General features: G+C 36.9%; 14 protein-coding genes. All 14 read left to right on the forward strand.

What is annotated here, in order from left to right; translation table 11 throughout:
* Positions 1-10 precede the first annotated feature (10 nt).
* The 14 genes from IPI15_RS09260 (at position 11) to IPI15_RS09320 (ending at position 12523) form a co-directional block, all read left to right on the forward strand.
* The gene (locus IPI15_RS09260; protein ID WP_287419976.1) at positions 11-754 is read left to right on the forward strand and encodes an LVIVD repeat-containing protein; all 744 of its coding nucleotides are present in this window, start codon (positions 11-13) and stop codon (positions 752-754) included.
* Between the two features lie 108 nt (positions 755-862).
* A complete protein-coding gene (locus tag IPI15_RS09265; RefSeq protein ID WP_287419978.1) occupies positions 863-1567 on the forward strand; it encodes a hypothetical protein in 705 nt (234 codons plus the stop codon).
* 86 nt (positions 1568-1653) lie between these two features.
* Positions 1654-2712, forward strand: a complete 1059-nt coding sequence (locus tag IPI15_RS09270; protein WP_287419980.1) for an alkaline phosphatase D family protein — start codon at positions 1654-1656, stop codon at positions 2710-2712.
* Positions 2713-3762: 1050 nt separating this feature from the next.
* The gene (locus IPI15_RS09275) at positions 3763-4554 is read left to right on the forward strand and encodes a hypothetical protein (protein WP_287419982.1); all 792 of its coding nucleotides are present in this window, start codon (positions 3763-3765) and stop codon (positions 4552-4554) included.
* Positions 4523-4798 (forward strand): hypothetical protein, encoded by a 276-nt coding sequence (locus IPI15_RS09280; protein ID WP_287419983.1) that lies wholly within the window; start codon positions 4523-4525, stop codon positions 4796-4798. Before IPI15_RS09275 ends, IPI15_RS09280 begins: the two co-directional genes overlap by 32 nt.
* A 422-nt stretch (positions 4799-5220) precedes the next feature.
* Positions 5221-5358: a hypothetical protein gene (locus IPI15_RS09285; protein WP_287419985.1), complete on the forward strand. Its 138-nt coding sequence runs from the start codon at positions 5221-5223 to the stop codon at positions 5356-5358.
* Positions 5359-5464: 106 nt separating this feature from the next.
* Positions 5465-5674, forward strand: a complete 210-nt coding sequence (locus IPI15_RS19830; protein WP_353845298.1) for an RNA polymerase sigma factor — start codon at positions 5465-5467, stop codon at positions 5672-5674.
* The gene (locus IPI15_RS09290) at positions 5587-5916 is read left to right on the forward strand and encodes an RNA polymerase sigma factor (RefSeq protein WP_287419987.1); all 330 of its coding nucleotides are present in this window, start codon (positions 5587-5589) and stop codon (positions 5914-5916) included. The genes IPI15_RS19830 and IPI15_RS09290 overlap by 88 nt, the downstream gene beginning before the upstream one ends.
* The gene (locus tag IPI15_RS09295; protein WP_287419988.1) at positions 5913-7457 is read left to right on the forward strand and encodes a hypothetical protein; all 1545 of its coding nucleotides are present in this window, start codon (positions 5913-5915) and stop codon (positions 7455-7457) included. The genes IPI15_RS09290 and IPI15_RS09295 overlap by 4 nt, the downstream gene beginning before the upstream one ends.
* Positions 7458-8082: 625 nt before the next feature.
* On the forward strand, positions 8083-9129 hold the full coding sequence (locus tag IPI15_RS09300) for a PhoH family protein (RefSeq protein ID WP_353738751.1): 1047 nt from the start codon (positions 8083-8085) through the stop codon (positions 9127-9129).
* A gap of 20 nt (positions 9130-9149) precedes the next feature.
* Positions 9150-9641 carry a thioredoxin family protein gene (locus tag IPI15_RS09305; protein WP_287401927.1) on the forward strand — a complete coding sequence of 164 codons (492 nt, stop codon included), beginning with the start codon at positions 9150-9152 and terminating at the stop codon, positions 9639-9641.
* Positions 9642-9683: 42 nt separating this feature from the next.
* Positions 9684-10088, forward strand: a complete 405-nt coding sequence (locus IPI15_RS09310) for an OsmC family protein (RefSeq protein ID WP_287401928.1) — start codon at positions 9684-9686, stop codon at positions 10086-10088.
* A gap of 10 nt (positions 10089-10098) precedes the next feature.
* Positions 10099-10770 (forward strand): DUF2461 domain-containing protein, encoded by a 672-nt coding sequence (locus IPI15_RS09315; protein WP_287419989.1) that lies wholly within the window; start codon positions 10099-10101, stop codon positions 10768-10770.
* A gap of 598 nt (positions 10771-11368) precedes the next feature.
* A complete protein-coding gene (locus IPI15_RS09320) occupies positions 11369-12523 on the forward strand; it encodes a homogentisate 1,2-dioxygenase (protein ID WP_287419991.1) in 1155 nt (384 codons plus the stop codon).
* Positions 12524-12546 lie beyond the last annotated feature (23 nt).

Genomic DNA, 12546 nt, shown 5'->3' on the forward strand with positions numbered 1-12546 from the left:
AACAAATCTTATGAAAAATATTGTCTTTTGTCTTTTACTCTCCCTTATGCTGTCGTCTTGTGATAAAGATTCATCATCAGAGTATCTGGGAAATAGCTCCGGCTCTGGTGTTGCAGGTTCTACTGCTACGATACTTACCTATAAAGGGTTTATTTACACAGTAGATAATAATTACCTTAGAACCCTAAGTCTCCTTGATCCCTCGCATCCTGTGGAAGTTTCGAGTATATTTTTGGGTGAAGGGATAGAAACCATATTTGCATATGAAGATCATTTGTATCTGGGAACGCGCAATGGTATCCAGTTGTACAACATTTCCGATGGGGCAAAGCCGGTATTCACAGGTAATTCCTTTCACTTTCCAGCCAGAGATCCTGTCGTAGTAGATGGTGTATTGGCTTATTCCACAACCAATTGGGGAAGTGAGGACGGAAATGGAGGCGGTACGCTTTCTGTCATAAGTGTTGTAAATAAAAATAATCCAATCACTATCAACCAACTTAATCAGGAATATCCTTGCGGACTTGGATTGAGCGGAGACATATTATATGTGTGTAATGCGCGTTATGGCCTAAATGTCTATAGGACCAATTCCAATGGTGAATTGAATTTCATTAAGAATCTGCCGACTGATCCCGTCTATGATTGCATAGCTTATGACAAACTTTTAATCTGCCAGACGAAGTCGGGGATCTGGTTATTTAATATTGAGGACAAGGCCAATCCGGTCTTTGTTCAGAGAATAAATAATTAAACAGAAATGAGTGGTCAGTGGTCAGTGATCAGAAAATGGAATAAGTAACCAATATTATGAAGAGTTTCGAAACTTTAAAAACTAATTAATTCCCATAACGAATTCCTGATGAAACACATATTCATAGCAACAATATTTACCCTTTTTTACTGGCAAGCGAATGCGCAGGATGGCATGAGATATTCAGAAGATAAGGTGATTCGTGACGGATTTCACATATCTCCGATCATGCCTACCACTAAAGGGTTTTCATTTGGTGTTGGATATTCAAGGCCTGTCAGATCCAAGCTTTTATTTCATGGGACGATAGCGTATATTCCTCAAAGTCAGCTGGATGGTGAGTCGATTGACGCCACAGGGTTTAGCATTAATCCATCATTATTATATTTTCCGGATCGAGTTGATAATTATAAGGGCATTGTATTTGGAATAGAAATGCCAATTCTCTACTACAAAATGCAAAGACATGATTGGAATTGGAGGACCTCTACCGGAGATGAAGAGACCTTTGTATATCAGGAATATCAATACACAAAGGCACATGCCCTACAGGCGGGACTCGGCGCCAAGGTTGGTTTCAGGACTCACAAGAGGAATTATCGATTATTCTGGCAGCCAACGATTACTTTTGGAGCTTTATATCAGAAACTTTATGGTTATACTGAAGTTGCACAAGACCAATTCAATGACTTTAATGCTATAGATGCGCCTTATGCGGGTCAGAATACCGGAATTACAGGTTACCTGAAGCTTGAACTAAGCTTTGGCTTGTATCGATATAAGAAAGAAACAATTAAAGTATTACAACTTTGATCTCGCTTTGCACTTGGTTGATCAATTGAAATATAAAAGTCTTGTTAAGGTTCGGTTAGATATGTCCGGAATATTTACATTTGTAAATGATGAAACGGTACGTATATATTTTAATTCTGATAATAGCTTCAAATGTATTATTTAGTCAGAAAACTCAGACTGTAATTACCAAAATTGCATTTGGATCGTGTGGTGACCAGTCCAAACCTCAGCCTATCCTAAATCTTGTGACAAAATATTCACCTGATATATTTTTATATTTAGGGGACAATATATATGCGGATACCAAAGACATGGACGAATTAAAAGCAAAATACGATATGCTTGGTGCCAAACCTGAGTTTAAGAAGCTCAAGGCTTCTACCAAAATTCTTGCTACGTGGGATGATCATGATTTTGGTTGGAATGACGTAGGTCGGCATTATCCATTTAAAGAAAAATCGAAAGAACTATTTATGAATTTCTTTGAAGAAGATAGCGCCTCAATAAGGCGTCAGCACGAAGGTATATACAATTCCTATGCTTATGGTCCAAGAGGAAAAAGAGTTCAGATCATTTTATTGGATACAAGGACGTTTAGAGATAACCTACGACCATATGCTGGTGAATTAAAAAATGATTCTCGATATTTCTACGAATTGGATTATGCTCCAGAGATATCTAAAGATTCCACATTGTTGGGCGCAGCTCAATGGAAATGGCTTGAAGAGCAATTTAATATGCCCGCTGACATTAGAATTATAGGCAGTAGTACTCAATTTGGGGTCGAATTTAATGGTTATGAATCCTGGGCAAATTTTCCCAACGAACAGAAAAAAATGCTGGACCTGATAGACAAGACGCAAGCGGGCGGTGTCATATTTCTTTCAGGAGATGTTCACTATAGCGAAATGTCAAGAATAAAAAGAGATGGCACCTATCCGATATATGACTTTACATCAAGCGGAATAACTTCAACATGGCATTTTGCCACTCCTAATAAAAACCGTATAGAAGGACCTGTAATGGAGAATCATTTCGGTTTGATGACTATCAATTGGAATCCTGGCCAAACAACAATCAAGATGGAATGTATAGATGTACATAATAACCAGCGTTTTGAATATAACATTCCTTTGAACTCTATACAACCTGGATTAGAGTAGTTTTGGAGGGACAAATTTAGCGCTGCATATCCGCAGCAATTTTTATAAGATTCTTTCGTATTCCATAACAAGTAAAATTTATTTAATAAAAAAAACTCCGATTGAGCGTCGTCTAATGGCTCCAAGTCATCTTACGTTTACGTTTTTTCATTAAATAAATTTCAGGAAAGCATTGGTACCATTTGCTTCATCGTAATATTGCAATATTACATATATGCACGCCAAAACATCCGACAACGCATTAATTTTCGGAAACTAGAATTTTGAGATTAGAAATATGGTGGAACTGATACGTCGGATGGCGGTCATTAGGATATGCTATGGACTCGGATTATAAGCTTTATCTCTGTGTCTATGAATGCAATTTATTTGCCACCAATTACACTAATGATGCTTCGCATCTAACACGAATTTATTCGTGAAAATTCGTGAAAATTCGTGAAATTATCTGCGTTGCTGCTTACGAGATCGTGGTTAAAAAAACAACTAAATTGGAGCGTTGTCATATGGCTACAATACATCTGAAGGCTTTGTTTTTCACTTAATAAATTTTATGAAAGCATTGGTACCATTGGCTTCATCGTAATATTGCAATATTACATATCAGCCAAAACATCCTACCATTGCATTAATCGAAATATTGCAATATTACATATATGCACAAATTCGCACCTGAAGCTTTTTCCTATAACCTTTATGAAGACTTCTTCTCTTTGTGCAACTTTGTTAAATCAATACTAGATTTCATTCAGAAATTAAAAAGTAACTTTTAACAAAGATTGCTACAAATTACTCTCTCCAACTCTGTGAATCCGTATCCTATCTCCCTTTGTGTTTTGTCACTTGTACAACACCTTCCCATATAATTTTTTTCATAAAATTACATTCCGCAGGCAACGGATTTATTTCTTCAAAGGTCTTTAGGGTATAAAAAGATAACTCTTAATTTTTCTGAATTGAGCTACTTTTAAACATAATTCAATAATAATCTATAGTGCATTGAATTATCAAAAAAAGCAGTCATTCAGGCCAAACACAAAATTTCAACAAATGAAAAAAATAAATATTATTTGGCTTTTTGCGCTCATAGCCTTAGCCTTTTCCTCTTGCCACAAGGATATCAATGAATTTATCCCGGACAAAGAAGGCCAAAACTTCAAATCCTCCTTATTTGGTTCAGTGGTAGAGACGACTATCACCATAAGAAATATTCTGCTAGAAAAATCTTTTGATAAATCCTTTGAGAGTACTACGGCTGCTTCTTTGAAAAAAGGTGCTGTGACACTTGATTTTCCTGCAGATGCAATTGCGATGGCTTCAAATAACACCCCTTATTCAGGTACAGTAATGGTCGCCATGAAGTATCTGGACCCAAATCAATCTTCCATATACACTCAGATGCCGGGAGATCTGGTAGGGATCAATGCTGCTAATCAAATCGCAGCGATGACGACTTCTGGCATGGTAGCTGTAGAATTACAAACTCCCTCAGGTCAACTATTGCAAGTGGCTCCAGGAAAGAAAGTCACCATGTCCAACAAACTTTCTGCTGTTATGCTTTCAAAGGCACCTTCTACTGTGCCACTTTGGTACTATGATGAAAATCTTGGCTATTGGAAGGAAGAAGGTGAGGCGAAATTAATTAATGACACATATGTTGGTGAAGTAACACATTTTACTTACTGGAACTACGATTCGCAATTGCCATCCATCATTTTGAGTGGTAAAGTAGTGGATCAAAATGGCAATCCGCTCGCAGGAGCAGATGTTTGGATGATAGCTAGGAGGCGACTTTGGCGGAGGCCATGGCATGACGAATCAAGATGGCACCTTTTCAGGTGACAAGGATGCAATACTGAATATAAAGGTTTCATTATACATCAATGGATGTACTTTGACTGAAGTATATAATGGCCAGGCGGGACCTTTTTCCTCTGATGTCACCATTCCGGATATTGTCTCTACTTTAGGTAATATCAACAACATCCATGTCACTGCCAATGTGGAGATTGCATGGAACCTGTGGAAAATGGTTACCTTAAAAGTGTCTACAGGGGGCCTGTCATATCATTCTTACACATCGTGAATGGGGTGGTGAATAGCACGGTGGTTAATTGCAATACACTTACCACTATAACTTTTGTTCCGATAGATATCGATGCGCTTATCCAGGGAGATCCAGAGACATCATCACAGTGGCGACTAATCTGATATAGATCTGGGCACAATCATGGCTTGTGGCAATATTCCGGATTTTCTGACAGTAAAGGTACCAACACTTTCCTTGATACCACATTCCTAATTGGTACTTAAATCATATCTAAGGCAATTCCTTATAGAAATAAATGCCAGGAATGGATCGGATTCATCCTCCAATATGAATTTTATTTATCTGGCAGGATAATACTCCAAATTAGTTAAGCCGGGAACTCTACAATTTCTTTCCAAATGAAACGAATTTTACAGCTGAAACACCTTTTAATACCCAGATCTATTATCCAGCAATAAATGGGGCACAGTAACATTGTTCAAGGAGGAAGTCAACCTGGAGATGTGATCACTGGAACATATGAATATATAGGGACAGAGGCTGGAACCACTATCACTCATCAAGTGAGCGGCTCCTTCAGACAAACGCTACAATAACTGATAAATCCATTAATCATCATTGGAAGATTCCAAACTCATAACACAATGTTTGCAACACGACAGAACTAGTCAAAGGTTGCTTTACGATCGCTTTAGCGGGCAGATGTACTCCATCTGCCTTCGCTATTGCAGAGATGAGTTCGATGCCCAGGAATCTTTACAAAATGGATTTATTAAAGTATTTAAGAATCTGGCATCTTTCAAAGGCGACTCGGCGCTTTATTCGTGGATCAAAACTATTATCATCCGAAGTGCCTGGATCAGATTCAAAGAAGGAAAAAAGATGAAGAATTATTTGTCGGGGATGAAATAGTATCTGATCAAGTCGGTGGTGAAGATCCTGAAAGCATGACTTACGAAGAGATGCTCAAGATCGTCCAAATGATGCCATTAGGATACAAAACGATCTTTAATATGGCAGTAATAGATGATATGTCGCACCTCGAAATAAGTAATGTCCTCGGTATAACAGAGTCCACTAGTAGATCTCAGCTCATGAAAGCTAGAAATTTCCTCAAAAAACAAATGCTCACGAAGCAAAATCATTACCTATGAAAAAGGAGAATTGGGAAAATAAATTTAAAGAACAGGCACAAGGACATTCTGTGCCTCCTCCTCCCCAAATATGGGACAATGTCGAATCAACATTGGAAAGAAAAAAGAAGCGCTTCGGCTTTCCTTTTTGGCTTCTAGGCATCATATTGGCATTTGTCGTAGGTTTCGGACTTGTTCAAATGAGCAATAATTCCGAAGTCCCGCTTGCTGAAATGGTCCAGGCGACTCCACCGTCCTCAGATATGAATGCTGAATTAAATGGAGACAATACCGGAAACAAAAAGGTAGAAGCAATTATACAAGTCCATTTAACAGATAATGAAGACCTTAGAAATCATAATTCCGAAATTGACGCAGTAAATGTTAATACCACAGCTAAAAATGCTACAAGAGCAACAACGATAAGATCAGGAAGCGACCAACGCAAGATTTATTCATCACAAACATTTTCGCCTTCAAATTCTAAAATCAATAATACAATAAGTAAGGCTACCATATCGGACCATAACCAGCAAAGGAGAGATGAAGGTTCTGCCGATGGTCATAACGCTTCAACTGCACAAGACAGAATTGAAAATGTACAAACTAATGTGGCTACAGGCAAAAATATAACTGAGCCAAAAAAATTAGCTAACACTACAATCAACAAAGAAATCTTAGAGCTTTCCTCCAACACCGCTGAAGATAAAATAACAAAAAACAATACCGCCAACCAATCATCTGACATAAAGAATGCAAGGACAGCAGTGTTGTCACCGGAAGAAGTCGCTTCTTTATCTGCAGATGAGTTGGAAGTAAAAGACCTCACTCTGGAGCCATTTCATTTTCCAAAGAATGTGAAATGTCCTACTTTCAGTAAAAAACGAATCATACCATTTGTACAGGTCGAAGTCGGTGCAGGGCCTTCGATGCGTCATTTGACCGCAGAAATTGAACCATCTAAAATATATATAAATAAGCTGGCTACAGAGCGACCATTTTATGTTTGTAATGCCTCTTTGCATGCAGGATTGATCCTCCGAAATAATATTACCGTTCATACCGGAATTAATTACACAATGGTCAAAGACAGATTTGACTATGAGAAAAGCGGTCTGACGCAGATCCTTATTACATTCGATGCTAACAACAATCCGATAGATACGATGATAAGAACAGGTACCCAAATAATTGAAGGAGAAAACAGGTTTCATCTGATCAATATTCCAGTTGGAGTAGGATATCAAAAGAAAATGGGTCGTTGGATGTTGGCAGGGGAAGTTGGCGTTGGTGTGAATGTTTCATTGAAGACATCAGGGAAAGTATTGTATAGTGATAATGCCGTACACAATTTGGATGAAGTAGATAATTTTTATAAAAAGAGTTTAGGTTTAAGTTTGAACGCGGCTCTGGCTATTCATTATTCACTTGGAGACCGGACATCAATATATTTAAAACCGCGTTACGACATGTTTATGAATGATTGGACATTAAAAGGTGCAGGATTTAAGGCATCATATGATTTATTGAATGTCAATATCGGTATCAGGAGGTGTTTTTAGTTATTTAATAAACTTAGGAAAGCGAGAGGTTTTTACATTGTAAAGACCCCTTTTTATATTTTGCCAATTAGGAATAAAAATATAATGATTGGAAATAGAAATCTCCACTTTGAAATGAATTTCACACTAATGTTTGATGTTTGTTGTTGATGCTTGAAAGTCAAGAAAGGTGCGAAATGTCTATATCACAGAGATTCACTGAGTCTTTTGATTGTTCATTTATTTTAGAAATTGGCAAGAATTTGGATTATACTTCGATAAAGCATTTTTTGAGAAACACAGAGGTTTGATCTGCGTCAAAAACTACATCGATTTAAAAGTAACTTCAATTGGAATAATTTTATCTCTGTGTATCTCCTGGTCTTCTCTGTGAAACTCCGTGATACCTTTTATCAATTCTTTGTGAAACTTTGTGAATCCTTTGTGATAATACTCTTTAACCAACTCTTTTTTTCATGAATCTTTCAAATATTTACCTTGCTAAAAAATGATAAAATTAAATTGACATAAAAAGCTATCCTTGTTATAAAATAGGTTTTATATTAGCATTCCTGGAAAAGGGAACCACAACTAAGTAAATATTTGTTTGTTTGAAGAATTAAATAAAATAAAGGAGATTAAATCATTGAGTGAATTAGTATTAACTATCGACGGAGTCGAGCCATTAGACTTTTTGGGAGAGAATAATTCCAAATTGAATTTTATAAAAACCAAATACCCGGATCTCCAGATCATTTCGAGAGGTAATTCGTTAAAAATAACTGGAGACAAAAAACAGACGCAAGAGCTAAAGGCAAAGGTTGAAGTGTTGGTTCGTTATTTGAAAGAGCATAAGGAGCTTCCGATGTCAGCCATGGATACGATCATGGCTGGAATGAATCCTTTTGACAATAAGTCAATAGAAACTCCCTCTTCCAACGGGAATATCATCTTACATAATAAAGATGGTTTCCCTATTCGTGCCCGTACAGTCAATCAGAAGAAACTGGTAGATGCCTCTGAAAGGGCAGATATTGTCTTCGCGGTAGGGCCTGCAGGTACAGGAAAGACTTATACCGCAGTCGCGTTAGCTGTAAAGGCATTGAAAAATAGGTTGGTTAAAAAGATTATCCTTACAAGACCGGCAGTCGAAGCAGGAGAAAATCTTGGATTTTTACCCGGAGATTTAAAAGAAAAAATAGATCCATATCTAAGACCTTTGTATGATGCTCTGGACGATATGATTCCTGCAGACAAACTTGCAAAGTTCATGACGGATAGGACTATTGAAGTTGCTCCACTGGCATATATGAGAGGAAGAACGCTGGACAATGCATTCATTATTCTTGATGAAGCACAAAATACCACTTCGCCGCAGATCAAAATGTTCTTAACAAGGTTGGGCCCGAGCGCCAAGATTATTGTCACCGGTGACCTTACTCAAATAGACCTTCCTTACAGTCAACAATCCGGACTTAAAAGAGCACTCGCACTGTTGACTGGAATCGAGGGCATAGCTCAGGTATTTCTGAACGAAGAAGATGTGGTCCGACATCGACTTGTCAGAGATATCATAAAAGCATATAATGCAAGTGATGAGGAGATAAGAGTTCGAAAAGACAAGGAAAGAGAGGAAAGAGAACAACAAAAGCTTGCTGCCCAAGATGCAATTCGAAAGATTGAACCAAACTGATCATATCTAATTTATTTATTATGCGTTTACTTTCTTTAACTTTCTTTTTATTGATGACCTTGGCTGGTTTGGCTCAGGAGACTAAATTATATGATGTCGAAGCTGATGCCTCAAAACAGATTGCTGCTGCCATTAAAGAAGCAAATGCTCAGAATAAAAATGTAATGATACAGGCTGGCGGAAACTGGTGTTCGTGGTGTATTAAATTTAATAAATTTACAATCGCTGATGCCCAGATTGATTCAATCATTAAAGCAAGTTATGTTTTAGTTCACCTGAATTATAGCAAGGAAAATAAAAATGAGGCTACTTTCGCAAGTCTTGGTTTTCCACAAAGATTTGGTTTTCCATCATTTATTATACTCGATAAAACTGGTCAGCGATTGCATACCCAGAATTCCTCCTATCTGGAAGATGGCAAGGGAAGCTATGATAGAAATACTGTTTTTGAATTTCTACAAGCTTGGACGCCATGGGCATTAGACCCACAGACATATCAAGCTACTAAATGAAAAATTTATTTACTTCATCGTTCAAAAAATAATTCTAAAGCTATGACATCAAAAGTTATCTATAAAGGAGGTCTTGAGACCGAATGTATTCACTTAAAGTCAAATGATTCAATCAGGACAGACGCACCGATAGACAACAACGGAAAGGGAGCTGCATTCTCACCTACAGATCTCTGTGCCACATCTCTGGCTACGTGCATGCTTACTGTCATGGGTATTTGGGCCAGAGATAATGAGGTTGATATGGATGGTGCATATGCTGATGTTACAAAGCATATGGGCAGTGACCCAAGGAGAATTACAAAGATCGATGTTAATTTGTTTATGCCAGATCATGAGTACACATCAAAAGTAAAATCCATTCTTACTCATATCGCGCAGACATGCCCAGTAGCGAAAAGTCTTCACCCTGATCTGATTCAAAATATAGTGTTAAACTGGAAATAACAGAAAACCAATGATAGATATCGCAACGATGCATTTTCTTGTCGATCTGAGTTTGAATAATTCAAAACAATGGTTTGATGAGCATAGGAAGGAGTATGATCTGGCAAAGTTGAATTTTATTGAGTTTGTTCAGCATGTGATCGATATGCATGGTGTGAATGACAAAGCGATTCGCGATATCAAGGCAAAAGATTGTTTGTTCAGAATTAATAGAGATGTGCGCTTTAGCAACAATAAATCTCCTTATAAGACTAATTTTGGAGCAAGCATAAGTATGGGAGGTAAAAAAGCTATGCGAAATGCAGGATATTATTTTCACCTGGAACCTGACAATGCATTTATGGGTGGAGGACTGTATGGTCCGGATGTGGACGTGCTTAATATTATGAGAAATGCTATTAGTAAAGATCTTAGTACTTTTGAAAAGATAGTGAAAGCCCCAAAATTTAAATCTATGTATGGGGCACTCAATGATAAAGATGAATATTCGTTGAAGCGGGTGCCAAAAGGATTTGATGCTGCAGACCCAGCCGCAGCATACCTAAAGCTGAAAGGATATGTAGCGATGGCTAAAATGGAGGATCAGGATTTACTTTCCAAAGATGCTGTTAAAAAAACTGTGGAGTCTTTCAAGGCCTTGCAGCCATTAATTGAATATATTAATCAGGCGGTTATTGTTTAAATCTTAAGTTTAGGTTGTTATAAGTAAACCCTAAAATACTCAATCAGAAGTCAGAAATCAGAAGTCAGAAATTAGAAATCAGAAGTCAGAAGTCAGAATAAGACTCGGATGGTTCTGTCCAAGAAATACATCAGATTATTCTATATGAAAAGATTCCTAAACCTGAGTAACAAATTGACATCTAATAATATAAATAATTTTATTTTTAATATATAGATTATATTTCATTGATTTTAAATACTTAAACTTGAGTTTTCATGATTTGTATTTGAAGAGCACCGAGGCTTTAATCTTAACCATACTTGATTTTCTATTATATAACGCCATTGGATATTTAATTATAGAATACAGTTTTGGTGAAAGAAATGATTAAGAAATCTCAAATCAATATTAAATTTAAAGTATTATAAAAATTGTTTGAAAAAATATAAATTTTACCCATTTCTACAATTTATAATTATCAATATTAACATAAAAATATTGGCATACAATTAGAATAATATTTTGCAATATTTGGATTTATTAAAATAATACATAAGAATATTACTTTTAATAGGTCATAATTTTGTAATTTTGTATCTATAAATATTCTAATAGAATGCATTATCATAGTGAAGGTAAAATTCCGCAAAAGCGGCATACTCAATTCAGACAACCAAATGGAACTCTGTATAGTGAGGAGCTTTTTTCAACAGAAGGTTTCCATGATAAATACTCCATTTTGTATCACATCAATCCTCCCACCAGAATAACCCAGGTAGGCGATCCAATTGATGTGGCCCCGGTCAAAGCTTCGAATAAAGAGTTAAAACACAGATGCCTGAATGGCTTTAAGGTTGCTCCTGTGGATGATTATTTAGAGTCTCGCAAGGTTGTCTTATTCAATAATGACTGCAGAATGTCACTTGCCGCACCTAAAACAGGTACAAAAGATTACTATTTTAAAAATGCAGATTGTGATGAGGTTATTTTCATACACAAAGGTAGTGGAACTCTTCAGACGAATTACGGAATACTCAAGTTTTCATACGGTGATTATGTTGTCGTACCTAGAGGAACAATTTATCAGATAAACTTCGATACAGAGGACAACCGTCTTTTAATAGTCGAATCTACTGCACCGATTACAACCCCACAGCGTTACAGAAGTGAATATGGACAGTTGATGGAACATTCCCCATTTTGCGAAAGAGATATAGTTAAACCAACTTTGCCGGAACCAATAGATGAGAGAGGCAACTTTAAATTTTTCATTAAGAAGAAGGATAAATTATATCCATATGAATATCTGGATCACCCTTTCGATGTCGTAGGATGGGATGGGTATCATTATCCATATATCTTTTCGATACACAATTTTGAGCCGATCACAGGAAGGGTACACCAACCACCTCCGGTACATCAGACATTTGACACCAAGGGTTTTGTCATATGTTCTTTCGTCCCTAGGTTGTATGATTATCATCCACTTTCAATTCCTGCACCTTATTTTCATTCAAATATTGATAGTGACGAAGTACTTTATTATGTAGATGGAGACTTTATGAGCAGAAAGCATGTTGAGCAAGGTATGATCACGCTGCATCCCGGAGGTATACCTCATGGTCCTCATCCGGGAACTATTGAAAAAAGTATTGGGGCCAAAGGTACAGAAGAATTAGCCGTGATGGTCGATACATTTTCGCCATTATTTATGACTAAAGACGCAGTCTCCATAGAAGATCCATCTTATTATAAAAGTTGGCTGGATTAAATAACCACAATTTTAATTGACTA

The organism is Candidatus Brachybacter algidus (assembly GCF_016707225.1).
GTDB classification, from domain to species: domain Bacteria; phylum Bacteroidota; class Bacteroidia; order Chitinophagales; family Saprospiraceae; genus Parvibacillus; species Parvibacillus algidus.